Consider the following 23,798-nt stretch of genomic DNA (forward strand, 5'->3'; position numbering starts at 1 on the left):
TCCCCGGCGGGGACCGGACTTCCAGCCCCCACAGCACCCACCGGCGGTGCCGCCCCCGACGCCGCCGCCGGTGGGCCCGGCCAATCCGCTCGTGAAGCCAGTCCGAACCCGCACTGTGCCTCGGTTGCTGGTCGCCGGGCTGCTCGTCGTCGGGGTGTCAGCCGGCGCCGGAGCGGTCGCCGGCCGGTACGCCGACAGCCCGGCCGGGGTGGCCACCCCCTCAGCGCCCCGGCCGGGCCCGCCCGGTGACCTCGTGGTGGTGGCCGACCAGGTGCGCCAGGGCGTGGTCTCTGTGCGGGCAGGCAGGGCGTCGGGCACCGGGTTCCTCATCGACGACCAGGGGCACGTCCTCACCAACCACCACATCCTCGAGGCGGGCTCGCCGGACGTGCGGGTCACCGGACCGGACGGGCGCGGGCTGCCCGCCGAGGTGGTGGGCACGGACGCCGAGCACGACCTCGCGGTGCTGCGGGTCGAGCCGGGCGCGGCGCTGCGGACGCTGGCCATCGGCAGCTCGTCGCGGGTGCGGGTCGGCGAGCAGGTGCTCGCGGTCGGGTCGCCGCTGGGGCTGTCCGGGACCGTCACGTCGGGCATAGTCAGTGCTGTGGACCGTCCTGTCCGGATCGGCGGCGGCCGTCAAACGGCGCTGCAGACCGACGCGTCGATCAACCCGGGCAACTCCGGCGGTCCGCTGGTCAACGCACGCGGGGAGGTCATCGGCGTGAACACGGCCATCGCCACGTACGACGGCGGCGGGTCCATCGGCATCGGGTTCGCCATCCCCATCGACCGGGCCGCCGCCGTCGCGCACGAGCTCATCCGATGAGACTCCTGCTCGTCGAGGACGAGGCCGAGCTGGCCGAGGCGGTCCAGCTCGGCCTCGTGCGTGCCGGGTACGCCGTCGACGTCACCGGGACCGCGGCGGGCGCCTACGAGAAGCTCACCGTCAACGACTACGACCTGCTGCTGCTCGACCTGGTGCTGCCCGACGGCGACGGGTTCACCCTGTGCCGCGCGATCCGCTCCGGCGAGATGCCGGTGATCGCGGGAACGGACCTGCGGGTGCTCATGCTGACCGCGCGGGGCGGGCTGTCCGACCGCGTGCGCGGGCTGGACGACGGCGCCGACGACTACGTGGTGAAACCGTTCGCGCTCGACGAGCTGCTCGCGCGGGTGCGTGCCCTGCTGCGCAGGGAAGTGCGTGGCGGCAGCGCGGTGCTGACCGTGGGGGAGCTGTCCCTGGACACCGCCCGGCACGAGGCGTGGCGCGGCGCACGGCGGCTCCCGTTGTCGCCCAAGGAGTTCGCGGTGCTCGAGTACCTGATGACGCGGCCGGGGCACGTGGTCAGCGCCGAGGAGCTGCTCGAGCACGTGTGGGACGAGAACGTCGACCCGTTCACCCAGACCGTGCGGGTCACCATCGGCACGCTGCGCCGCAAGCTCGGCGGTGACCGTCTCATCGAGACGGTCGTGGGGAAGGGATACCGCCTGACGTGAAGCTGCCGGAGATCGTCGGATCGGTGCGGTTCCGGTTGACCGTGCTGTACTCGGTGCTGCTGTTCGTGCTGGCGGGCGCCGCGCTCGGGGCGATCTACTGGGCGGTCTACGCCGCGACCGACCCGAAGCCGATCACCCGCGAGTACGAGGCGGACCTGGTGAAGCGGAAGGCCGACGGCCGCGAGTACACGGTCGGCACGATGACCGTGGCCGCGGTGGACGAGGTCGAGTCGGCCGTCAACCTCCGCACGCTGGAGAACCTGCGCACCTACTCCGCGGCCGTGCTCGGCGGGTTGTTCGTGGCGAGCCTCGGCATCGGCTGGGTGCTGTCCGGCCGCGCGCTGCGGCCCGCGCTGCAGATCGCCCGCGCGGCCAAGGAGATCCAGGCGACCGACCTGTCCCGGCGCATCAACCTGGAGGGCCAGCGCGGCGAGCTGCGCGACCTGGCCGACACCATCGACTCGATGCTCGACCGGCTCGACGAGGCGTTCCAGGCGCAGCGGCGGCTGATCGACGACGCTTCGCACGAGCTGCGGTCGCCGCTCGCGATCATCCGCGCGCACCTCGACGCCACCCTCACCGCGCAGGACGCGTCGCAGTCCGAGCGCGAGCGGGCCGTCGAGGTGATCGACCGCGCCACGAACCGCATGTCCCGCCTGGTCGACGACCTCCTGGCCACCGCGCGCCGGTCCTCGGGGGCGCTCGCCGACACCGACGTCGACCTGTCGGCCGTGGCCCGCGAGGCCGGGGAGGAGTTCGACGTGCTGGCCGCCGAACGCGGCGTGCGGATCACCTACGACCTGGCGGACGACCTCACCGTCATCGGCGACCACGACGCGCTGCGGCGGGCCGTCGGCAACCTGCTGTCGAACGCCGTCCGGCTGACCACCTCGACGATCACCGTCGCCACCGGCCGCCAGGACGGCTGGCTGTGGGCCACCGTCACCGACGACGGGCCGGGCATCGCGCCGGAGGACCAGCCGCACGTGTTCGACCGCTTCTGGCGGCGGGCGCAGTCGCCTGCCCTCGACGACCGGCACACCGGGCTCGGGCTCGCGATCGTCCGGCAGATCGTGGAGTCCCACGACGGCCGGGTCGCGTTGTTCTCCGAGGTCGGCGCGGGGAGCACGGTCGTGCTGTGGTTCCCGTCGCGCGACCGCCCCTACGGTGCCCCGCCACCCGAGCTGCCGTCCGGTCCTCCGGGGCGCGGGGAAACACGTGACAAGTAACACGGTGATCGCGTCTGGTCCCCGCCCCGCTCCCGGCGTTTGACTGATCGGGGACGACGAGGAGCGGGGATGTCGAACGACGTGGAGCAGGCGACCGGTCCCGCGCTGACCCGATCGTTGCGGCTCCTCCAGGTCGGCGCCTTCACCTCGCAGTTCGACCGGCTCATGATCGCGCCGATGCTGGTGGTGATCGCCGCCGAGATGCGCGATTCGGTCGAAGCGGTCAGCGTGGCCGCCGCGACCTACCTCCTCTGCTACGGCGTCGCCCAGATCGGGTGGGCCATGGTGTCCGACCGGCTGGGCCGGGTGCGGACCATGCGGCTCGCGCTGCTGCTCGCGATGGCCGGCGGGCTCGCCTCGGCGGCCGTGCCCGACATCCTGTGGCTGGTGGTGGCCCGCGGCGTCACCGGCGCGTGCATGGCCGCCGCCATCCCCGGCGGCCTCGTCTACATCGGCGACACCGTGCCGGTGAAGGTGCGGCAGGCGCCGCTCACCGACCTCATGACCGCTTCCGCGGTCGGCATGACCATGGCCACCGTCGGGGCCGGGATCATCGCGGACTTCGCCAGCTGGCGGGTGGCGTTCGCGCTGACCGCCGTGGTGGCCGGGCTGCTGGCGTTCTTCATGCGCCGCATGACCGAGCCCGAGCTGGGCCCGCCACCGCCGGTGTGGTCGTCGCTCAGGGGGGTGCTCACCAACCGGACCGCGCTGCTCGTGCTGACGCTGGTGCTCGCGGAGGGCCTGGTGTTGCTCGGGCCGCTGACGTTCCTGCCGGTCGTGGTGCACGCGTCGGGGCTGTCGGTCACCCTGTCCGGGCTGCTCACCGCGTTCTACGGGGCCTCGGTGCTGGTCTTCGCGCGGGTCGTGAAGGCGCGCACCACGAAGGTGGCGCCCGCGATGCTGATCCTCACCGGCGGCACCATGGCAGTGCTCGCGTACGTGCTGCTGGTGATCACGCACGCCCCCGCCGCCGTGGTCGCGGGGACCGTGCTGCTCGGCGGCGGGTGGGCGTTCATGCACTCCACGCTGCAGACGTGGGCGACCGACATGGCCCCCGGCTACCGCGCGACCGCGATCTCCCTGTTCGCGACGCTGCTGTTCGTCGGCAGCGCGATCGCGGCCGCGGTGTTCGGCTCACTGGTCGACGCGGGCCGGTTCACGACCATGTTCGCGATCACCCTCGCCGTCAGCGTCCCGCTCGTCGTCACGGCCACCCTGGGCCGCCGCCGGTACGCGACGAAGGGTCACTAGCAGCAGGCCGACCGCCAGGGCGACGGCGACGAGCAGCCACGCCGCCCGGTGCACCCCGCGCGCCTCGCTGACCAGCCCGAACAGCAGCGAGAGCGGCAGGAACACCAGCCACGACAGCGAGCTCACCCCGGACGTCACGCCCGCGCGGACCGTCGACGGGATCGCGTCGTGCAGCAGCCTGCTCGCGTGGATGCCCAGCGCCACCAGCAGCAGCGCCGCCACCACCTGCGCGGCCGTCACCACCGCGAAGTCGTGGCTCACGCACAGCACGACCACCGCCGCGACGAGCACGGCGGCCGTGCCGAGCAGCCGGTTCCGCCGCGCCAGCCGGCCAACCAGCAGGCCGCCGATGCCGAGCGTCGACATCAGGCCCGCCCAGTACGGCCCGTACAGCACGGCGGGCACCCCGAGCGCCACCAGCCACAACGGCCCGAACTCGAACACGACCTGCGTCAGCACCGCGGTGAGCACGGCCAGCGCGATCACCGGCACGAGCCCGTGGTGCGCGGCGCGGAACGTGGTCGCCAGGTGCGCGCGCAGCGGTGGCCTCGTCTCGGCGCGGTGCAGCGTCGGCTCCCGGAACCGCAGGTAGCAGGCGATGGAGGCGAGCGAGAACGGGATCGTCATGAAGTACGTGACCCGCGCGTCCAGCAGGCCGGCGAGCACGCCGCCCGCGAGCGAGCTGCCGACGAGCGCCACGCTCTCGACGAACCGGACCCGCCCCAGCCGCTGCTCGAAGTCGCCGGTCTCCGCCAGCACCGTGTCGTACACGATCGCGTCGACGCTGCCCGAGTACATCGCGAAGTACAGCCCGAGCGCGAGCACGCCCGCGATGTACGTGGGCACGTTCGTGCTCAGGCCGCCGATCAGCGAGCACACCGCGAGCGCCACACTGGCCACGACCAGCACGCCGCGTCTGCTCCACCGGTCGGCGAGCACCCCGGACGGCACCTCGAACAGCGGCACGACCACCGCGTACGCGGCCGCCATGACCCCGACCGACGCCGCGTCGAAGCCGATCTCGGCCATGAACAGCTTCTCGACGGGGTACCAGAGCACGAACCCCTGCAAGGCGACACCTGCGTGCAACGGCAACAGCCGTCTGCTGAGCGGACTCATGCCACTGCAGTGTCACGAGCCGCCCGGGCGTTACACGCGCTTGCGCCGGAACGCGGCGAGCAGCGACGCCCGCGCGCCTTCGGGCAGGGCCGCCACCTGTTCCTCCGGCAGGTGCCCGAGCGCGTCGACCGTGGTGCGGAACTGCGCCACGTACGTGGCGCAGCCGTCGCACCCGGCCAGGTGCTCGGTGACCCGCCGCTCGTCCTCCGGCGGCAGCGCGCCGTCCAGGTAGGCGGTGACCAGCTCCACCAGCTCGTCGCAGTTCACCCGGTCACCTCCGCGTAGTACGTGGCCAGCTCGGCGCGCACGAACGCGCGCGCCCGGTGCAGCAGCACGCGCTGGTTCGCCGCCGTGATGTCCAGTATCGAACACACCTCGGCACTGTCGTGGCCCTCGACGTCCCGCAACACGAGCACGACCCGCTGCCGCTCGGGCAGCCGCGCCACCACGCCCGCCAGGAACGCGCCCGCCTCGGCCGCGAGCGCGTGCTGCTCCGGCCACGGCGCCGGGTCCGCCCGCCAGTGCCCGGGGAACGGCTCACCCGCGCCCTGGAAGAGGGCGGGGTCGACCGTCGGCCCGGCGTCCGGCGCCACACTGCTCCACGGCACGACGCGGCTTTCCCGCCTGCCACGCCGTTTCGCGGTGTTCACGAGGATCCGGTACACCCACGTCTTCAGCGACGACCGTCCTGCGAAGCGGTCGACCCCCTCGATGACGGCCAGCCACGCGTCCTGCACCACGTCCGCCGCGGAGTCCGGTGTGGACACGAACGCGCGCGCCACCCGCAGCATGCCGGGCGACCACGCGTCCAGCACGAGCGCGAAGCAGGCGTCGTCCCCGTCGCGCAGCCCCGCGACGAGCACGGTGTCGTCAGGTAGGTCAGCCACGACCGGGCACCGGATCCATGGCTGACACTCTGCACTACACCACCGACAGTTCCCGGCCCGTCAGTTCCGCGCACCGCGCCAGGAAGGAATCCTGCAGGTCGGTGTCGTGCACCGCGGGGTTCGTGCGGGACGGCTCCCGGTGGTGGTAGTAGCCGCCGGTGCCCCCGATCTCGCCCAGCGCCAGCCGGACCTGGGTGACGTGGCCCTGCGACAGGTCGTCCGGCGCGCCGCGCCCGCCCATCCGCGTCGCCACCCAGCCGGGGTCGACCGCGTTCACCGGCACGTCCGGCCACCGCCGCGCGAGGCCGAACGCCAGCACGACGTCCCAGAACTTCGACTCCGCGTACGCCTGCGAACCGTTCCAGCGGCGGCGTTCCCAGTTCAGGTCGCCCAGGTCCGGGGACACGCCCAGGTGCATGCCGGAACTGAGGTACACCAGCCGTTTCGGCCGCGCCATCAGCGCGGTCAGCAGGTACGGCGCGAGCACGTTCACCGCGAACACGTGCGCGAACCCGTCCTCGGTGACGACGCGCCGCGGCTCCTGGTAGCCGAGCGCGACGTTGTGGATGACCGCGTCGAACGGGCCGAACCCCGCGGCCTGCTCGGCGACCGCCGCGACCTCTGCCATCCTGCTGAAGTCCCCGACCACGACGTCGGCGATGCCCGGGTCGCGGTCCTTCGTGCGGGCGTGCAGGACCACGTCGTGGCCCTCGTCGAGCAGCAGCTGCCCGGCCATCAACCCGAGACCGCCGGACGAACCCGTGATCAGAATGCGTGCCATACGGCTATCTTGGCCCCATGACGGACGCACCGACGCGGGACCGGCTGCTGGTGGCGGCGGGTGAGCTGCTGACGGAGTCACCCGACGTGTCGACGCGGGCCATCTGCGAACGCGCGGGCGTGCAGGCGCCGACGCTGTACCACTACTTCGGCAACAAGCAGGGCCTGCTCGCCGCGGTCGTCGAGACCGGGTTCACCGAGCACATGCGCGCGGTGACCGCGGACGGCGACCCGGTGACGGCGCTCCGCGCGAGCTGGGACCACCACGTCCGGTTCGGCGTGGCGAACCCGAACCACTACGCGCTGACGAGCACGCTCATGCCGGTCGCCGAGAAGCTGCTCACCGGGCTCCTCAACGAGATCGCCCGCCAGGGCAGGCTCCGCACGGCCCCGGAGGTGGCGGCACGCCAACTGGTCGCGGCGAACGTCGGCGCCACGCTCGGCCTGCTCGCGGGCGACCAGGACACGGCGTGGTCGGAGCAACTGCGGGACACGCTGATCGGCGCCGTCGTCACCGACGCCGCGCAGACACAGCCGGCCGGTGGCCTGGCCGCGATGGCCGTGGGGTTCCTCGCCGCGCTCGACGTCGAACCGGGCGGCTTCACCGCGGGGGAGCGGACCTTGCTGCGCGAGTGGCTGCACCGCGCCGCGGCGGGCTGACCGCGGACAGGACCGGTCCCGGCACGCGCCTGTTCTGCTGACCGCATGGACGAGGTGGCGCGGCTCGCGCGCGCACTGGTGGACGAGGACGAAACCGTGCGGCTGCACGGGATCGCGGCGCTGGCCCGCTTCCCCCGGCACCCGGCCGCGGTCGCCGAGCTGGTGGAGTCGCTGAAGAACGACCTCCTCGGCGAGCTGTCGATCACCGCCGCGATCGCGCTCGCCGACATGGCCCGCGCCAACCCGGGCGTGGTGGACGCGGTGGCCCGCCGGTACCGCGAGACCGTCGGCAGCGTCGCCCTCTACGGCGGCCACGACCCCACGCTGCGCCTCACCTACTTCTTCGCGATCTCCGGGAACCGGGACTGGTTCCGCGAGCTGCGGCCCGCGGACCCGCCGGCCCGCACCGACGAGCGGCGCGTGCGCACGGCCGCGTACCTGGCCGCGGCCCGGGACGGCGACCTCCGCGCGGCCGCCAGGTCGATGCTGTGGTTCGAGTCCCTCGACACCGCGGGCAACCGCGCGGTGTTCAGGGCGGCGCGCACGCTGCTGCCCGGCTGGCACGCGTGGTTCCGGGCGCTGACCCGCGGCACCAGCCGTCACCCGTGAGTTGAGGCTTCCACGGAGGTTCCGAGCCGCCGCCGCGAGCAAGTCTCAACATGGAGGTTCAACGATACGGTTGAAGCTCATGGACCTCCGCGATTTCCTCACCGCGTCGACCGACCTGCTCGCCTACGGCGAGCCGACCCACCTGGAACCGGCGTTCGGCCGGATCCGCAACGAGCTGTTCGCCGAGCTGGCCGAGCACGGCTTCCGGTCGATCGCCCTCGAGACCGACCGGGTGGCCGCGCTCGCCGTCGACGACTTCGTCCGCGAGGGCACGGGCAGCATCGAGAACGTGATGCGTGACGGGTTCTCGCACACCTTCGGCACGCTGGACGCCAACCGGCAGCTGGTGGCCTGGATGCGGGAGTACAACAAGACCCGCCCACCCGCCGAGCGGCTCGCCTTCCACGGCTTCGACGCCCCCACCGAGACCATGAGCGCCCCCAGCCCCCGCCGCTACCTCGAACACGCCCGCGACTACCTCGGGCTCGACGTCGACATCGCGACCCCCGCGGGCGACGACGTCCGGTGGAGCCGCACGGAAGCCGTCATGGACGCGACCATGTCGGTCGGTGCCACGGCCGACGCCGACCGGTTGCGCGTGCTCGCCGACGACATGCTGACCGTGCTCCATGCCCGTGCGCCGGAACTGATGGCGACGACCTCCCGTGCCGCGTGGTACCGCGCCAGGATCCACCTCACCGCGGGCATCGGCCTGCTGCGGTACCACAAGCAGGCGACGGAACGCGTCGAGGAGGCCACCCGGGTGTCCCGCATGTGCGCGGTCCGCGACGTCATCATGGCGCAGAACCTCCTCGACATCAGGGAGTTCGAGGGCGGGCGGGGTCCGACGCTGGTGTTCTCGCAGAACCGCCACCTGCAGCGGAACCGGAGCCACATGTCCTTCGGGCCCATGGACATCGTGTGGTTCAGCGCAGGCGCGATCGTGGCGGCGCTGGCCGGCGAGCGGTACACGTTCGTCGCCGGCAGCCTGGGCCGCAGCGCCGCCATCGACCTGGGGGAGCCGGAGGAGGGCACCTACGAGGCCGCTCTGCAACGCCGCGTCGACGGGTGGGGTCTGGTGGCGCCCGGCGAGGTCGCGCCCGCGCGCGTGCGCACGGACACGACCCCGCCACAGGGCTACTTCCCGCTCGACCAGGAGATCCTCGACGCGGCCGACGCGGTCCTGCACGTCACCGAGGGGGACGTGGCGCGGGCCACGGCCCCCCGATCACCAGCGTAACGGGGAGCACCGACAGGTCCGGGCGGGTGACCGCGCGTTGTCCACAGCCCGGTCAGTCGGCGACCAGCCCGCGGCGGCGCCTGCCGGACTCCTGCTGGCGCCGCACCACCCACCGGCCGGGTGCCACTCCGGTGCCGCCGTGCTCGGGGTGGATCAGGTACACGGGCGCGGTGTTGTCGAACATCCCCACGGCAAGGCCGAGCGGGTCGTGGACCCCGGGTGTCCACTGGCACGTGCCGTCGGCGGCCACCAGCGTGTGCGGGTTGTTGCCCGCGACGCCGCGCACCAGTTCCACCCCGTGCCACGGGACGGACCGCCACCGCCCCCACGAGGCGAGCGTCACCACGCGCACCATGTCCAGCGGCAGCACGATCAGGTCGCCCTGTGCCTGCGGACCGTCGACGACGGGGACGGTGATCTCCCGTGCCAGGTGGTCGAGGACGTCGAGTTCGGACACGTCGAGCAGTTCTGCGAGCTTCATGGTCATCATCTGTCAGGTTCGGCGGAGGAGCCGGCTGTACTGGGCGCCGGTGAGCCCGTAGGTCCACCCGGCGGCGTCGAGCGGGTCGTCGAACCACGCGGGCACGCGCAGTCCGTACTTCCGGCGGGTCCCGTCCCGCTCGACCGAGCCGTTGGTCGCGAGCAGCAGCCGGGCCGGGCTGCCCCAGAGCACGTCGGGCAGGTCGTAGAGCCGCAGCTCGGCGCCCGGGTTGCCGGGGTCGCGCGCGCTGCCGACGAGCCGCAGCGCGGCCTGCTCGACGAACGCGGCCCACCCGATCCGCTCGATCGCGCAGCGGCGCACCTCCACGTTGGTCTCGGCGGCGATGCGCGCCACCGACGGGTCGTCGATCACCCACGACGGCACCCGCGTGCCGTGCCAGGCGTGGACGGTGAACCCGTCGGGATAGCGGACCGCGGGACCGTCGTCGGCGTGCAAGCGCTCCTCGACGTCGTCGCCGAGTTCGGTGCGCAGCACGGTCGGCCGTTCCGCGACCACGCAGACCTTCTCCCGGGGCCACCACCAGCCGCACGAGCGGGCGAGCGTCACCCACGGGCTCGGCTCGAAAACCCTTGCCACCCAATGGATGTCGTGCTGTCCGCGCCAGTGCAGGCCGAGCGGCACGCCGACCGCGGCGCGGATCATGGCGGTCACGCGACCGATGCCCAGGTACCCGGGGTCGCGTGGCAGCCGTGCGCGCAGGTCGGAGACCAGCGTGGCCATGCGGGACTCGAACGGTCGCGGCCCGTCGGAGAACAGCGGTGGTGACGGCGGCACCACCTTCGCGGCGGCCGCGGGGGACCCGGCCCAGACGAACTCGGGTGGTGGGGTGTTCAGCTCGGCGTAGAGCCGGGTGATGGCCGCTTCCGCGGCGGGACGGTCAGCGGGATCGGTGCACAGCGCGTGGTCGAGCCACGCGTCGGCGCTCATGCGCGGTGGGCGTGCACGCCCTTTCCGTGAGACATGTGGACCATGGTCGCACAGCCTGTCAACGGACGCGGCGTCCCCGGAGGATCACCGCGGCCGGCGCGGCCAGCCGGTCGAGGTCGGTGCGCGGGTCCTGCTCGTACACGACCGCGTCCGCGGGCGCCCCCGGCTCGAGCCCGGGCAGCCCGAGGTACTCGCGCGCCGACCAAGACGCGGCGGCGAGCGCGTCGTGCGGCCGCATGCCGGCGGCGGCGAGCGCACGCACCTCGTCGACGATCCGCCCGTGGGGCAAGGAATCCGTGCCCGCGAGCACGCGCACCCCGGCCTCCGCCGCCGCGGCGACGAGACCCGGGTGCGCGCTCGCACCCTCGACGTACCACCGTTTCCGCGGGCTGTCCGCGCGCTCGCGCACCTCGGGCAGCGACTTCTGCAAGGTCCACAGCGTCGGTGTGAGCACGGTGCCGCGGGCCGCCATGTCGTTGAGCAGCCCGGGATCCAGGCACATGCCGTGCTCCAGCGAGTCGACCCCGGCGGCGATCGCGACCGCGCCGCCCGCCGCCTGCTGCGAATGCATGGCGACCCGCCCACCCACGCCGTGCACGGCCGCGACGACGGCCTCGAGCACGTCGAGCGGGATGACGTCGTCGTCGACCAGCCAGTCGCCGATGATCTTGGCCCAGCCGGTGCGCCCGGCCTGCGCCGCGGCGACCGCGGGCAGGTCGGCATGGCCCGGCCGGCGGCCCCAGCCGTCGAAGAACTGCCCGGCCTGCGCGAGCCACGGCCCGGCGTGCCACGCCCTCGGCACGTCCGGGTCGGTGCCGAACCAGCCGGGCGGGTCGTCGGCGAGCCCGGGGGAGCGGATCGCGGTGACGCCCGCGTCGACGTGCTGGTGCAGGTGCTCGCGCAGCAGGTCGTGGTCGAGCGGGTCACCGGGCGCGGCGGCGCCGGGGTGGGTGTGGGCGTCGACGAGTCCTGGCAGGAGCCAGCCCTCGGCGACCAGCTCGGCGTTCGGCACGGGGTCGGTGGTCCAGCGGTCCCCGTCGGCGAACAGGTCGACCGGCTCGCCGTGCGGCAGCGCGAAGCCCCGCACGCGGACCGGTGCGCTCATTCGGCGATGTCGCTCGGCCGGATGCGGAACACCTGCAGGCGCAGGTTGTAGTACTTGTCCGTCTCCCCGACCCACGACATGCCGATCCGCTTCGCGGTGCCGATGGCGCGGGTGTTGGCGGGCCGGGCGACCGCGAACAGCTCGTCGATCTCCTGGGTGAACGCCCAGGCGGCGAGGGCGCGGCCGGCCTCAGCGGCGTAGCCGTGCCCCCAGGCGTCCGGGCGCAGCTGCCAGCTCAGCTCGAGGTCCTCTTTGTACGGTGGCAGCAGCCGGATGCCGAGGCCGCCGATGACCTCGCCGTCCGCGCGGCGCTCGATCGCCCACCGGCCGCGCGGGTTGGGCATGTTCTGCTGCGCCTCGATCCAGGCCTGCAGCACCGCGCTCATGGCCGCCTCGTCGGCGACCTCCCCCATCGCCGGCGTCAGCCAGCGGATGACCTTGTCCGTGCCGTAGATCGCGAGCGCCGCGGCGGCGTCGTCGAGCCGCCACTCGCGCACCACGAGCCGCTCGGTGGTCAGCTCATCGCTCATGGTTCCGAGACTACTCACGCACGACGGTGGTAGCGGTGCTAACGTAGAAGTGTTAGCGATGGAAGGAGCATCATGACCACCCTCGGCAGCACCGGCCCCGCCGTGTCCCGCGTCGGCCTGGGCCTGATGGGCATGTCGGACCTCTACGGTCCGGCCGACGACAAGGAATCCGTGGCGACGATCCACGCCGCGGTGGAGGCCGGAATCACACTTCTCGACACCGGCGACTTCTACGGCATGGGCCACAACGAGCTCCTGCTCCGCGACGCCCTGCGCGGCATCGACCGCGACCGCGTGGTGATCAGCGTCAAGTTCGGTGCGCTGCGCGACCCGGACGGCGGCTGGGCGGGCAACGACAACCGGCCCGTCGCGATCAAGAACTTCGTGGCGTACAGCCTGCGCAGGCTCGGCACCGACCACATCGACGTCTACCGCCCCGCCCGCCTCGACCCCGCCGTGCCGATCGAGGACACGGTCGGCGCCCTCGCGGAACTCGTCGAGGCGGGCCACATCCGGCACATCGGCCTGTCGGAGGTGGGCGCCGAAACGCTGCGCCGCGCGGCGGCCGTGCACCCGATCACCGACCTGCAGATCGAGTACTCGCTGCTGTCCAGGGGCATCGAGGCGGAGATCCTGCCCGCGGCCCGCGAGCTGGGGATCGGCATCACCGCGTACGGGGTGCTGTCACGCGGGTTGCTGAGCGGGCACTGGAGCGCGGCGCGCTCGCTCGCACCGGGGGATTTCCGCGGGTTCAGCCCGAGGTTCCAGGCCGGGAACGTCGAGCAGAACCTGGCGTTGGTGGAGGCGCTGCGGACGGTCGCGGACGCGCGCGGGGCGACGGTCGCGCAGGTGGCGATCGCGTGGGTCGCCGCCCGGGGGGAGGACGTCGTGCCGCTCGTCGGGGCGCGCACCCGGGAGCGGTTGGCGGAGTCGTTGGGGGCGCTGGAGCTGGTGCTGTCCGACGAGGATGTGGCGGCCATCGAGGCGGCGGTGCCGGAAGGGGCCGCGTCTGGTGCTCGCTACGCGGAGCCCCTGATGGCTCATCTGGACAGCGAGCACTGACGTCTTCGGGTTTTCGCCGGAGCTTCGCGGCCTGCCAGACCGAGACAAGCCTTTGCGAACGTCGCCCCTCATTCCCGGTTGGGGCCTTTCCTGGGCTTGTCGGTTTGCCTTGCCTGGGTTTTTCCTCCGGGGGTCCTCGCCGGACGGGCTGGTCTCCGGGATGGTGGCGGGTTGGGTACGGGGTTGGGTTGGCAGGGACTGGTGTCCGTGGTGGTGCCTGCCATCCCGTCGACCTCCCGCGGGGCTATCACACCGCGTCAAGGGGGCCCGGCGGCTTGGGTGCGTGGTGCTTTGGGCTTCGGGCCCCCTTGACACGGTGTGATCGGGCTTCGCCAGGTCGACGGGATGGCAGGCACACCCTCAGTGGGTGATGGGGCTTCGCCCGCTTCGCGGGGTTCGGGCGCTGCGCGCCCGGTATGCCGCGCAGGCGTGCCGGGCCTCATGCCGGATCGGCGTGCCGGGGCGGGGCGCTGCGCGCCCGGCATGCCGTGGTCGGCTCACACCGCTCGCGCGCGTGATGGCGACCCCCACCCGATCCCGGGGGCCACCCGCCATGCCAGTCTACCGGTACCCACCGACAGATCCGGGGTTGTCGATCTTGCCTGTGGACAACTCGGGGATTTTGCCCTGGGGCTCAAGTCAGCGGGCGCGGAGGCGGCGGAGCATGCGGGCGTCGACGAAGCCGACTGCTCGTGCCGCCGACTCGACCGTCGCGCCGTGGCTGATCAGGTGTTCTGCTCGTTCCAGGCGTAGCAGGTGCTGGTAGCGCAGTGGGGTGAGGCCCGTCGCTCGGCCGAAGAGGCGGGTCACCGTTCTCGGGCTGACGCCCGCCGCGTCGGCCAGGTCGGTCAGGGGTAGTTGCCTGGTGAAGCGCGCGTCGATCAGGTCCTGGACCCGGTGGACGGTGTCGTCCACGTGGGATCGGTGGCGCAGCATCGCGCTCGTCTGGTGTTCGTCGCCGTTGCGGCGGGCGTACACCACCATCGACCGTGCGACCTTCGCGGCTGTCGCCGGGCCGTGGCGGGTCGCCACCAGGTGCAGTGCCAGGTCGATGCCGCTGGCGATGCCCGCCGACGTCGCCACCCGGTCGTCGACCACGTACAGCACGTCGCGCACCACGGTCGCCTTCGGGTAGCGGGTCGCCAGTTCGTCCTGGACGTCGTGGTGGGTCGTGCACCGTCTGCCGTCGAGGAGGCCTGCCCGGCCCAGTGCGTCCGCGCCCGCGCACACGCTCACCACCATGCCGCCCGCCGCGTGGTGTGCTGCCAGCCGGTCGAGGGTCGGGCGGCGCAGCGCGAACGTCGACGCGAGGGTCGGCGACCGCCAGCCCGGCACCACCACCAGGTCGTCCGCCGACAGTTCCGGCCACGTCGTCGACGCGCGGACCGGCAGGCCCTGCGCGGTCGCCACCTCCGCCTCCTCGGCCAGCCAGTGCAGCTCATAGCCGAGGAGGTCGTTGTGGAACACCTGCGCCGGGCCCGCCAGGTCCAGCAGGTGCACGCCCGGCGCGAGGACGAAGACTGCCTTGGTCACGATCCGGTCAGCGTACCCGCCAGCTCGGCCACCGTCGCCACCGTCGCGAAGCCCCGCGTCGCCAGGATGAACGCCGCGTGGTCGACGATCTCCTGCGCCTGCTTCGCGCGCGGGTCCGCCAGGTCGTCCGGCGCCTCCGGCGACGCGGTCGCGAACGACGCGACCGCGTCCACCACGTACGTCATCCCGTAGCCGAGGTCGTAGCCGACGCGGGTCGTCGTCTCCACGCACTGTTCGGCGCGGATGCCGCACACGCGCAGCTCACGCACGCCGCGCTGCGTCAGGAGCTGCGCGAGGTTCGTGGTGGTGAACGCGTTGATCGACGTCTTGACCAGCAGCGGCTCGTCGTCGCGGTAGTCCAGCTCCGGCATCAGGTGGACGTGGCCGTTGACCGGGTCGAACACCCCGCCCGTGCCCGGCTCGCTGTGCAGCACCCACACGACCAGGTCGCCGTCGGCGCGGGCCGCGCGGACCAGGGTGTTCACGTCGTCGGTGATGTCCGGGTTGTTCGTGGTCCGCCACGCCGCGGCCCGCTGCCGGAAGGACTCCTGGACGTCGATCACGATCAGTGCTCTGCTCATGCGTCACAGGCTCGTCGGCCCGCGGTTGGCCCGGAAGGCACCATCCCGCCAGGGTGCGGAACGATCTGGTCAGCGATACTCGCCCGGTGACGCTTCGCTGTGCGGTGCTGGACGACTACCAGGGTGTCGTGCTGTCGATGGCCGGCTGGGACCGGCTCGCGGGCCGCGTCGACGTGACCGTCTTCCGCGAGCACCTCGACGGCGAGGACGCGGTGGCCGCCGCGCTCGCGGACTTCGACATCGTCGTGATCATGCGGGAGCGCACGCCGTTCCCCGCGTCGCTCATCGAGCGGCTGCCCCGGCTGCGGCTGCTCGTCACGTCCGGGATGCGCAACGCGTCGGTGGACCTCGCCGCGGCCGCGCGTGCCGGGGTGACCGTGTGCGGCACGGGCAGCAGCAAGGCGTCGACCGTGGAGCTGACGTGGGCGCTGATCCTCGGGCTGGTGCGGAACGTCGCCATCGAGAACGCCGCGTTCCACGCGGGCGGACCGTGGCAGAGCACCCTCGGCACCAACCTCACCGGTGCCACGCTCGGCCTGATCGGGCTCGGGCAGATCGGCTCGCGGATGGCGACGGTCGCGCAGGCGTTCGGCATGGACGTGCTGGCGTGGAGCCAGAACCTGACCGAGGAGCGCGCGTCGGCGGCCGGGGTGGCGCTCGCCGGGTCGCTGCCGGAGCTGATGGCCGCGAGCGACGTCGTGTCGGTGCACGTCGTGCTGAGCGACCGCACCCGCGGTCTCGTCGACGCCGACGCGCTCGCGCACATGAAGCCGGGCGCGTACTTCGTGAACACGTCCCGCGCGGCCATTGTGGACCAGGACGCGCTGCTGGCCGCGTTGCGCACCAACCGGATCGCCGGCGCGGCGCTGGACGTGTTCACCACGGAGCCAGTGCCGGCCGACGATCCGTTCCGCGGCCTGCCGAACCTGCTCGCCACCCCGCACCTCGGGTACGTGACCCGCGAGAACTACGCGGAGTACTTCCGGGACACGGTCGAGGACATCGAGGCGTTCCTCGCGGGCGCACCGATCCGGGTGCTCTCCTAGACGACGGGTGCGTTCGGCAGGCACGGCGCGGGCGGCGCGGCCGGGTCGAGTGCCCGGCGCACGTAGCCGACGGCCCGCCACGAGTACGTCATCGACAGGTGGTCGGACAGGTCGATCGGGCACCCGTCCTGCAGGGTGATGTTCTTGACGGTCGCGCCGGGGCCCGCGGTCAGGAACGTCGACTGGTACGGCGTCGTCACCTCGTCGTAGCGGGTCGCGATGACCACGTAGGACACACCGGGCACGGTGTCGCCGCCCGCGTTGAGCGCGGTCAGGAACTCGGAGCCGGCCACCTGCTGCTCGGCTGCCCTGCCCAGGATCGGCGGCGTGAACCCCAGCAGCCCGAGCTTCCGCACGAACGTGCCGATGCCCGACAGCGTGGTGCCGTGGTGGGTGGCGCCGAGCGACACGAGGGTCGCGACCTTGCCCGCGCCGCCCTCGAACTTCAGGTACTGGCGCGGCATCATGCCGCCCTGCGAGTGGCCGACGATGTCGACCTTCGCGGTGCCGGTCGCCGCGAGCACCCGGTCGACGAACGCGGCCAGCTCCCTCGCCGAGGTGCGGATGTCGCCGTTGCCCTTGATGAACTCGGGCTGGCTCAGCAGGTTGTCGTCGGTGTCGCCGTAGTTCAGGGCGAACACGCAGTAGCCGTCGCGCTTGAGCGCGGGGGAGAGCTGCGCGAAGTTGTTGTACCGGTTCTCCCAGGTGCCGTGGACGAGCACGACCGGCCGCGGGTGCTTCGCGCCGGGGCGGCACGTCCAGTCGTTGGCGCCGGGCGGGTCGAGGTCGGGGTGGGTGATCGAGTGGCCGAACGCCGCGACGAAGCTGTGCAGTTCGGGACCCGGTGCGGCGGCGGCGGTCGAGGTGCCGCCCGCGAACGTCGTGGCGGTGACCGCCATGGTCAAGGCCACTGTGGACAGTACGCGACGGTGCGTCATGGTCCGATGATGAGTGCTCCCACCGGTGCCGGGAAGGGGAACACGCGAAGGTTGTCATCCCGGCACAAATCCGGGTGACGGGAACTGTCCGCCGGTGATGGCGTGCACGTCACCGGTGGCGGCGCAGCAGTTCGAAGTGCTGTGAGTGCTCGTCGTGGTGACTGAGCAGTGCCCGGGCGGCGGGCGGGACGACGGACGCGGTGGCGTTCTTGCCCGCGAACTCCTCGACCGCGGACCAGTTGTCGAAGGTCATCAGCGTCAGGAAGTGGCCGCCCGCGTCCGTCTCGTGCTCGACGCGGCGCAGCACGGCCAGGTCACGCAGCCCGGGGATGTCGCGGGCGATGATGCCCGGGGCGATCGTGCCGTTCAGCAGGTCCTCGTAGGCCTGCGCGTGCTCGGGGGTGGTCCAGCCGTTCCAGGCTCTGATGATCACATGCTCTCCTCATGACAGCGTACTGTTGATTTAACAGTATGCTGTCATTATGCGTGGTGTCGAGGCCTACCGGCTGTTGATCGCGGACGTGTACGAGCTGGCCGGGCTGTCCCGGCGGACCAGTGAGGAGCTGGCCCGGTCGCTGGGGCAGACCGCGGCGCGGTGGCACGTGCTGAGTGTCGTGTCGGACGGTCCGCGGACGGTGCCGTCCGCGGCACGGCGGTTGGGGCTGGCGCCGCAGAGCGTGCAGCGGGTCGTGGGGGATCTGGTCGATGCCGGGTTGCTGGAGGCGGTGGACAACCCGGACCACGCGCGGTCGCCGTTGCTGCGGTTGACCGGGGAGGGGCGGGCCGTGGTCGACGAGTTGTTCGCGCGGTCGCGGGACAACCGCGCCGACGTGCTCGCGCGGGCGGGTGTCACCGCGGACGAGTTGCTGGCCGCCAGGGAGGTGGTTCGAAAGCTCGCCGCGGCGTTGCGGGCGTGAGTCGGTGGTGGTGTCGCGAACGGATGTCATGCGGCCGGGTGGCTGAGTGTGCGAACGGGCGAACGGAGTAGTGGCTCTGTGGGCCTACCAGAAGAGGGACCCGGTGAAACGTCACTCGGAAGGGTGGATAACCTACGCACCTATTTACGGTCGGCGACTCTCGGTAGTTCGGGGGTTACCGACTTCCCCCGTTCGCCTTACGTAGCAGCCGGAGGCATCCTTGGCACTCAACTCCACCCCGCGCCGCCGGTACGGCGTGGCTCTCGGTGTCGTTCTCACGACCGTCTCTGCCGGCATGATCGGCTTCGCCGGCATCGCCGGTGCGCACACGAACAGATCCCACGCCGAGTGCGAGGGCGACACCACGACCCTGACGGTCGACCTGACCGCCTACAACCAGCGGGAAACCAACACCGTCAAGATCACCGACGGGGAAACCGTCCTCCACGAGGGCGAGTTCGACTCGAACTACCAGGAGCAGTTCGAGGTTCCCGGCGACGTGGAGCACGTGTTCACGATCGACGTGAAGGCGGGCGACGACCCCGAGGGCAAGAAGGGCTGGACCTTCACCCAGGAGCACAAGGTCGAGGCCTGCGTCGAGCAGACGACCCCGCCGACGTCGGAGACCACCCCGCCGGTGGAGACCACCACCGAGACCCCGGTGCCGTCGTCCTCGGAGGCCCCGCCCGCCCCGACCACCCCGCCGACCACCACGACGACCGAGCAGGAAGAGGTGCTGGCCGAGACCGGTGCGAGCATCGCGCTCCCGCTGGGCATCGCCGGTGCGCTGATCGTCGGTGGCGTCGGTGCGATGTTCTTCGTGCGTCGCCGCAGCAAGGCCTGAGCAAGACCTTTTGAGCCACATGAGCCACCCATGAGCCACTGAAGATTTCTGAGCCGCGTGAGAGGGCGGGTCCGCATCGGCGGGCCCGCCCTCCGCGTTTGCCGGACCGGACGTCCGGGTATGTACCGGCCGTGACAGCTGAAGAGCTCACCATGGGCGTCGAGGAGGAATTCCTGCTGGTCCGCGCGGACGGCAGGCTTTCACGGTTCGGGCCGGAGGTCGTGGACGCGGCGGACGAGGCGCACGGCGAGGTGGAGCCGGAGCTGAAGCGCTGTCAGGTCGAGGCCGTGTCGGATGTCTGCCAGTCACCGGACGAGGTGCTCGCGCAGCTGACCGGCCTGCGGGGCGAGCTGGCGAACGCGGCCGCCGCCCGGGGGCTGCGCGTGCTGCCGAGCGCGTGCCCGGTCGTGCCGGAGACCGGTGCGCAGGAGATCACGCCGAAGCCCAGGTACCTGCGGATGGCGGAGTGGTTCGGCGCGACCGCCAGGTCGCTGGCCACGTGCGGGTGCCACGTCCACGTCGGCATCCCCGACCGGGAGACCGGTGTCGCGGTGAGCAACCAGGTGCGGCCGTGGCTGCCGGTGCTGCTCGCCCTCACCGTCAACTCGCCGTTCAACGGGGCCGACACCGGCTACGCGAGCTGGCGCTACCAGGAGTGGTCGCGGTGGCCGTCGGCCGGCCCGCCGCCCGCGTTCTCCGGTCTCGACGAGTACGAGTCCACGGTGGACGCGATGCTCAGGGCCGGTGCGCTCATGGACCGCGCGACGATCTACTGGGACGTGCGGCTCTCCGAGCACCAGCCCACGATCGAGTTCCGGGTCGCCGACGTCGCCGCGACGCCGGAGGACGCCGCCCTGCTCGCCACCCTGATCCGCGGTCTGGTCGCCCGCGCCCTCGACGCGGAGAACCCGCCGCCGCGGCTGCCGCAGGCGGTGCTGCGCGCGAACCTGTGGCGTGCGTCCCGGGAGGGGCTGACCGGCGCCACGCTGCACCCCGTCACCGGCGAGCTCGGGCCGTCGCAGTCGCATGTGGACGACCTGGTCGAGTACGTGGCGCCGGTGCTGGGCGGCGACCTCGAGTTCGTCAAGGCCGGGATCGCGCGGCTGCGTGAGCACGGCACGGGCGCGGCCCGGCAGCGGGCGGCGTACGCGGTCAGGAACGAGCTGACCGACGTCGTGGACGCCTTGGTGGTCACACCCGGGCCCGCCTGAGCACACCGCCACGTATCGTCGGCCGTGGCGCGCGTGGGAGGGAGCCCGGGTGGTCGTTCGGTGTGCGGTCCTGTTCGGCCTGCTCGGGTTGTTCCAGGCCACCCTGGGACCGCTGATCCCGTTGCTGCGCGACCGCGAGGACCTCGCACCCGCGACCGCGGGCCTGCTCGTCACCGGCTTCTTCGGCGGCTCGCTGGTGAGCACCGCCGTGGGCGGCGTGCTGAACGACCGGTGGGCGCGCGGACCGCTCTACGTCGTCTCCGCGGTGCTGCTCGTCGCCGGCCTCGGGACGCTCGCCCTGCCCGCCGGGTGGCCCGTGCCGCTCCTCGCGGTGTCCGTGGCGGGGCTCGGGTTCGGCGGGCTGGTGCTGCTGGTCAACACGGTGATGGCGGCGAAGGGCATCACCCACGTCAACCTCGTCAACGGCGTGTACGGCCTCGGCGCGGCGGCCGGTCCCACGCTGATCGGCCTGACGCACGGCGGCCTCCTGTTCGCCGTGCTCGCGGTCGGGGTGGTCCTGTCGCTGCCGCTGTCCGTGCCCGCGGCCGAGCCGGTGACCGAGAAGGAACGCCTGCGCCCGAACGTGCTGCTGTTCCTGTTCTGCGCGTTCCTGTTCTGCTACGCGGGCATCGAGACCGGACTGTCCAGCTGGGAGGCGACGCACCTGCGTGCCCACGGCTACGGCGCGGACACCGCCGCGGCGCTGACGTCCCTGTTCTGGCTCGGGCTGGCCGGTGGCCGCCTGCTCGCGCCCGTCGTCGCCCGGGACTGGGCGCCGCAGCGGATCGTCACCACCGCGCTGCTCGCGTGCGGCGCCGGCCTCTCGGTGATCGCGTTCTCCGTCAGCGCACCGGTCGGGTTCCTGCTGCTCGGCGCGTTCGCGGGCCCGATCTTCCCGGCCACGCTGACGTGGATCGCCCGCACGCTGCCGAACCCGCGGCGGGTCAACGCGGCCGTCCTGACCGTCGCGATGCTCGGCAACGCGACCGTGCCCACCGTGATCGGGTACGGGCTGCAGGCCACGTCACCGCTCGCGCTGCCGCTGTTCGTCGTCGTGCCGATGGCAGGCTGCGCCGGCCTGGTCGCCGCGATGCGGCTCAGGACCCGGCAGCGTCAGGACGTGTAGGCGACGTCGTCGACCAGCCAGTCGTCGCCGGTGGTCGCGGTGCCGCTGGACCCGATCTCGATGCCGTTGATGGTGGTCGCGGCCTGCGACTTCGGCTTGGTGGCGACGAGTGCGCCGTCCAGGTACACCTGCACCTGGCTCATCGTGGCCACCAGCTTGACGGTGTGCCACGTGTTCACGTTGACGGCCGTCGAGTTCAGCGGCGTGCCCCACGGCGAGCTCTGGCTGTAGTTCGCCCAGTGGAGCATGCCCGCGCCGCTCAGCCAGAACCCGTACGGAGTGGCCGACGCCGTGTCGTTCTTGCCCTTCAGCGAGAACAGCAGGCCCTTGTTGGTCGTCCCGTAGCCGCGGAAGCGGAACTCGGCGGTCACCGTGGCCGTGTCGGTGTGCGTCCACCGCGCCCGGCCGATCTGGGTGGTCGTGTCGTCCTTGATGCGCAGGAACCGGGAGGAGACCCGGTCCGCCGACGGCACCGACGTCTGGTTCACCACGGTCGCGAGGGTGCTGGTGCTGACCCAGCCGTTGCCACGCGGCGGCTGGCCGGGGTAGTCGTGCTCGAAGGTCACCGCGGCCGTGTACAGCTCGACCTCGTGCAGGAACGCGGCGGAGGGGTCCGTGATCGGGTTCGGGTCGCTGATCCGCAGGTACCGCGCGGTGACCGGCCTGGTGAACGGACGCAGGACGCCGTCGCGGGCGCCGCGGGCCGGGGTGGTCCACGTCGTCCCGTCGACCGACGTCTCGATCCGCACGTCGGTGGCGCCCTGCAGCCACACGTGCAGGCCCAGTCCCGTGACCGGCACGGCACGCGGCAGCCGCACCGTGACCGACCGGTTCCCGGTCACCAGACTCGAATCCGCGCGCGGGTCGCCGTCGAACGCGTACGCGGCGAGCGACCGGCGGCACGCCGTCGCGTCGCCGTAGCAGGACAGCGGGGAGTTCACGACCGCCAGTTCGCCGCGCTGGAACATGGTCTCCAGGTCGGCCTTGCCCCACTGGTCGGTGTCGACCTCCACCGGCGACTTCCACAGCGCGGGCACGCCGTCGACCTGGTAACCGCCGACGTCGGCGGGACAGCCCCAGCCCGGCGCGCAGTTGTCGCCGGTCACCAGCACCCGGTTGCCCGCGACCGGCGCGACCCCGACCGTCCCGCTGGAACCGAGGTGCCGCAGCGGCCGGACGGTGCCGTCCTGTGCCGTGTACCAGCCGTCCAGACCGGCGCCCGTCGTCGGGTAGTTCTGGTAGACGGTCGTGGGTGACGTCCACGCCGTGCCCTTGCCGTCGAAGGAGAAGCGCAGCACGTTGTCCGGCCTGCCGGACGCCAGCACCAGCGCGCCGTTGCCGAGCAGCGTCACCGAGGGCGCGGTGCCGGTGTCCGCGGCCACCCGCACCGGCGCGGCCCACCCCGTGCCGGTCTGCGCCGGCGCCTTCACCGTGTACAGCGCGACGTTCGCGGGGACCGCGCCGCGCAGGTTCTCGTCCTTGCCCAGCGCGGCGATCAGCCCGCCGTCGGCGGTGGGGGACAGGCTCACCGCCGACCAGCCCGTGCCGGTGGCGAGCTGTGCCACCTCGGTCCACGTGACACCGCCGTCCGTGCTCCGCACGACCGCCGGGTACGGGCCGAGCACGGGTGCCAGCGCCGTCTTCCCGTCACCGAGCAGCACCACGCCCCGGCCGAACCGCGCCGAGGTGACGGGCTGGGCGAACGTGACGGTCGCGGTGCCCGCACCTGCCCAGCCCGCCGCGGTCAGCGTCGTGCGGGGCAGACTGACGCAGTTGTCGCCGCACGCCGTGGCGTCGCCGCCGATCGCGACCACGTCACCCGCCGCGTTCGCCAGCCGGAACACCGCGTCCACGCTCGCGCCCAGCGTCGACCACGTGGCACCGCCGTCGACCGACTGCCGCGTGCCGTCCTCGGCGGACAGCACGTGGCGGGTGGCCCGCTTGCCGTCGGCGCCGGTGACGCTCACGTCGTACAGGGCGGGCGCACCCGTCTGCGCGGTGAGGAACCGCAGACCTGCGGGCACGTGCGCGTGGTCGACACCCGGTTCGGCGCTTGCCCGCGCGGAGGCGGCCATGGCGAGGACCGCGAGTGCGGCCACGGTGAGCGGTCGTCGGTTCATCCGGCGGCTCCTCGTGTGTCAGAGCGTCGACAGAAGAGCGTAGATCGCGTCGTCTGTGCCGGGAAGACGGTTGCGGGTACAACG

Annotated in this window: 26 protein-coding genes; 13 read left to right on the plus strand and 13 right to left on the minus strand. The window is 72.5% G+C overall.

Features of this window, described 5'->3' with window-relative positions:
• Positions 1-91 precede the first annotated feature (91 nt).
• From ACYQ77_RS08200 to ACYQ77_RS08215, 4 genes are all read left to right on the plus strand, one after another.
• Positions 92-826 (plus strand): S1C family serine protease, encoded by a 735-nt coding sequence (locus ACYQ77_RS08200; RefSeq protein ID WP_459709018.1) that lies wholly within the window; start codon positions 92-94, stop codon positions 824-826.
• On the plus strand, positions 823-1,497 hold the full coding sequence (locus ACYQ77_RS08205) for a winged helix-turn-helix domain-containing protein (RefSeq protein ID WP_459709020.1): 675 nt from the start codon (positions 823-825) through the stop codon (positions 1,495-1,497). Before ACYQ77_RS08200 ends, ACYQ77_RS08205 begins: the two co-directional genes overlap by 4 nt.
• The gene (locus ACYQ77_RS08210) at positions 1,494-2,726 is read left to right on the plus strand and encodes a sensor histidine kinase (protein WP_459709023.1); all 1,233 of its coding nucleotides are present in this window, start codon (positions 1,494-1,496) and stop codon (positions 2,724-2,726) included. Before ACYQ77_RS08205 ends, ACYQ77_RS08210 begins: the two co-directional genes overlap by 4 nt.
• A gap of 69 nt (positions 2,727-2,795) precedes the next feature.
• The gene (locus ACYQ77_RS08215; protein WP_459709025.1) at positions 2,796-3,977 is read left to right on the plus strand and encodes an MFS transporter; all 1,182 of its coding nucleotides are present in this window, start codon (positions 2,796-2,798) and stop codon (positions 3,975-3,977) included.
• Here the strand turns inward: ACYQ77_RS08215 and ACYQ77_RS08220 are convergent.
• The 4 genes from ACYQ77_RS08220 to ACYQ77_RS08235 are packed head-to-tail and all read right to left on the minus strand — an operon-like array spanning position 3,861 to position 6,764.
• A complete protein-coding gene (locus ACYQ77_RS08220) occupies positions 3,861-5,096 on the minus strand; it encodes an MFS transporter (protein WP_459709027.1) in 1,236 nt (411 codons plus the stop codon). The genes ACYQ77_RS08215 and ACYQ77_RS08220 overlap by 117 nt on opposite strands.
• A 30-nt stretch (positions 5,097-5,126) precedes the next feature.
• Positions 5,127-5,363: an anti-sigma factor family protein gene (locus ACYQ77_RS08225; protein ID WP_459709029.1), complete on the minus strand. Its 237-nt coding sequence runs from the start codon at positions 5,361-5,363 to the stop codon at positions 5,127-5,129.
• Positions 5,360-5,983: an RNA polymerase sigma factor gene (locus tag ACYQ77_RS08230; protein WP_459709032.1), complete on the minus strand. Its 624-nt coding sequence runs from the start codon at positions 5,981-5,983 to the stop codon at positions 5,360-5,362. The genes ACYQ77_RS08225 and ACYQ77_RS08230 overlap by 4 nt, the downstream gene beginning before the upstream one ends.
• Before the next feature lie 34 nt (positions 5,984-6,017).
• Positions 6,018-6,764 (minus strand): SDR family NAD(P)-dependent oxidoreductase, encoded by a 747-nt coding sequence (locus ACYQ77_RS08235; RefSeq protein WP_459709034.1) that lies wholly within the window; start codon positions 6,762-6,764, stop codon positions 6,018-6,020.
• Between the two features lie 17 nt (positions 6,765-6,781).
• Here ACYQ77_RS08235 and ACYQ77_RS08240 point away from each other — a divergent pair, with 17 nt between their 5' ends.
• The 3 genes from ACYQ77_RS08240 (at position 6,782) to ACYQ77_RS08250 (ending at position 9,272) form a co-directional block, all read left to right on the plus strand.
• Positions 6,782-7,423, plus strand: coding sequence for a TetR/AcrR family transcriptional regulator (locus ACYQ77_RS08240; RefSeq protein ID WP_459709037.1), 642 nt, complete (start codon positions 6,782-6,784; stop codon positions 7,421-7,423).
• Positions 7,424-7,468: 45 nt separating this feature from the next.
• A complete protein-coding gene (locus ACYQ77_RS08245) occupies positions 7,469-8,032 on the plus strand; it encodes a hypothetical protein (protein WP_459709040.1) in 564 nt (187 codons plus the stop codon).
• Between the two features lie 79 nt (positions 8,033-8,111).
• A complete protein-coding gene (locus tag ACYQ77_RS08250) occupies positions 8,112-9,272 on the plus strand; it encodes an erythromycin esterase family protein (protein WP_459709042.1) in 1,161 nt (386 codons plus the stop codon).
• A gap of 52 nt (positions 9,273-9,324) precedes the next feature.
• Here the strand turns inward: ACYQ77_RS08250 and ACYQ77_RS08255 are convergent, their stop codons facing one another.
• From ACYQ77_RS08255 to ACYQ77_RS08270, 4 genes are read right to left on the minus strand one after another with little or no spacing between them, the layout of a single operon-like run.
• Complete coding sequence (locus ACYQ77_RS08255; RefSeq protein ID WP_459709044.1) at positions 9,325-9,753, minus strand: hypothetical protein; 429 nt, start codon at positions 9,751-9,753, stop codon at positions 9,325-9,327.
• A gap of 12 nt (positions 9,754-9,765) precedes the next feature.
• Positions 9,766-10,701 (minus strand): DUF6745 domain-containing protein, encoded by a 936-nt coding sequence (locus tag ACYQ77_RS08260; RefSeq protein WP_459709047.1) that lies wholly within the window; start codon positions 10,699-10,701, stop codon positions 9,766-9,768.
• Between the two features lie 58 nt (positions 10,702-10,759).
• A complete protein-coding gene (locus ACYQ77_RS08265; protein WP_459709050.1) occupies positions 10,760-11,806 on the minus strand; it encodes an amidohydrolase family protein in 1,047 nt (348 codons plus the stop codon).
• Complete coding sequence (locus ACYQ77_RS08270) at positions 11,803-12,336, minus strand: GNAT family N-acetyltransferase (protein ID WP_459709052.1); 534 nt, start codon at positions 12,334-12,336, stop codon at positions 11,803-11,805. Before ACYQ77_RS08270 ends, ACYQ77_RS08265 begins: the two co-directional genes overlap by 4 nt.
• Positions 12,337-12,408: 72 nt before the next feature.
• Here ACYQ77_RS08270 and ACYQ77_RS08275 point away from each other — a divergent pair, with 72 nt between their 5' ends.
• Positions 12,409-13,398 (plus strand): aldo/keto reductase, encoded by a 990-nt coding sequence (locus ACYQ77_RS08275; protein ID WP_459709055.1) that lies wholly within the window; start codon positions 12,409-12,411, stop codon positions 13,396-13,398.
• A gap of 639 nt (positions 13,399-14,037) precedes the next feature.
• Here ACYQ77_RS08275 and ACYQ77_RS08280 read toward each other — a convergent pair.
• Together ACYQ77_RS08280 and ACYQ77_RS08285 are read right to left on the minus strand one after the other, a co-directional pair.
• Positions 14,038-14,931 carry a GlxA family transcriptional regulator gene (locus tag ACYQ77_RS08280; protein ID WP_459709058.1) on the minus strand — a complete coding sequence of 298 codons (894 nt, stop codon included), beginning with the start codon at positions 14,929-14,931 and terminating at the stop codon, positions 14,038-14,040.
• Positions 14,928-15,512: a cysteine hydrolase family protein gene (locus tag ACYQ77_RS08285; protein WP_459709061.1), complete on the minus strand. Its 585-nt coding sequence runs from the start codon at positions 15,510-15,512 to the stop codon at positions 14,928-14,930. The genes ACYQ77_RS08280 and ACYQ77_RS08285 overlap by 4 nt, the downstream gene beginning before the upstream one ends.
• 137 nt (positions 15,513-15,649) lie before the next feature.
• On the opposite strand from ACYQ77_RS08285, the gene ACYQ77_RS08290 reads away from it, so the two are divergent.
• Positions 15,650-16,558, plus strand: a complete 909-nt coding sequence (locus tag ACYQ77_RS08290) for a D-2-hydroxyacid dehydrogenase family protein (protein WP_459709753.1) — start codon at positions 15,650-15,652, stop codon at positions 16,556-16,558.
• Here the strand turns inward: ACYQ77_RS08290 and ACYQ77_RS08295 are convergent.
• Together ACYQ77_RS08295 and ACYQ77_RS08300 are read right to left on the minus strand one after the other, a co-directional pair.
• Positions 16,555-17,496, minus strand: coding sequence for an esterase/lipase family protein (locus ACYQ77_RS08295; RefSeq protein ID WP_459709063.1), 942 nt, complete (start codon positions 17,494-17,496; stop codon positions 16,555-16,557). The two genes, ACYQ77_RS08290 and ACYQ77_RS08295, sit on opposite strands and share 4 nt — an antisense overlap.
• Before the next feature lie 109 nt (positions 17,497-17,605).
• Positions 17,606-17,929 (minus strand): hypothetical protein, encoded by a 324-nt coding sequence (locus tag ACYQ77_RS08300; RefSeq protein ID WP_459709065.1) that lies wholly within the window; start codon positions 17,927-17,929, stop codon positions 17,606-17,608.
• Between the two features lie 49 nt (positions 17,930-17,978).
• Between ACYQ77_RS08300 and ACYQ77_RS08305 the strand changes: the two genes are divergently transcribed.
• The 4 genes from ACYQ77_RS08305 to ACYQ77_RS08320 all read left to right on the plus strand — a co-directional run bounded on the left by ACYQ77_RS08305 (position 17,979) and on the right by ACYQ77_RS08320 (position 21,594).
• The gene (locus tag ACYQ77_RS08305) at positions 17,979-18,413 is read left to right on the plus strand and encodes a MarR family winged helix-turn-helix transcriptional regulator (RefSeq protein WP_459709067.1); all 435 of its coding nucleotides are present in this window, start codon (positions 17,979-17,981) and stop codon (positions 18,411-18,413) included.
• 295 nt (positions 18,414-18,708) lie between these two features.
• Positions 18,709-19,257: an LPXTG cell wall anchor domain-containing protein gene (locus ACYQ77_RS08310; protein ID WP_459709069.1), complete on the plus strand. Its 549-nt coding sequence runs from the start codon at positions 18,709-18,711 to the stop codon at positions 19,255-19,257.
• A gap of 131 nt (positions 19,258-19,388) precedes the next feature.
• Positions 19,389-20,468: a carboxylate-amine ligase gene (locus tag ACYQ77_RS08315; protein ID WP_459709071.1), complete on the plus strand. Its 1,080-nt coding sequence runs from the start codon at positions 19,389-19,391 to the stop codon at positions 20,466-20,468.
• 49 nt (positions 20,469-20,517) lie between these two features.
• Positions 20,518-21,594, plus strand: coding sequence for an MFS transporter (locus tag ACYQ77_RS08320; RefSeq protein WP_459709073.1), 1,077 nt, complete (start codon positions 20,518-20,520; stop codon positions 21,592-21,594).
• Here the strand turns inward: ACYQ77_RS08320 and ACYQ77_RS08325 are convergent.
• A complete protein-coding gene (locus ACYQ77_RS08325; RefSeq protein WP_459709075.1) occupies positions 21,582-23,714 on the minus strand; it encodes a hypothetical protein in 2,133 nt (710 codons plus the stop codon). The two genes, ACYQ77_RS08320 and ACYQ77_RS08325, sit on opposite strands and share 13 nt — an antisense overlap.
• Positions 23,715-23,798: the final 84 nt, after the last annotated feature.

It is taken from the genome of Actinophytocola sp. KF-1 (genome assembly GCF_054661535.1).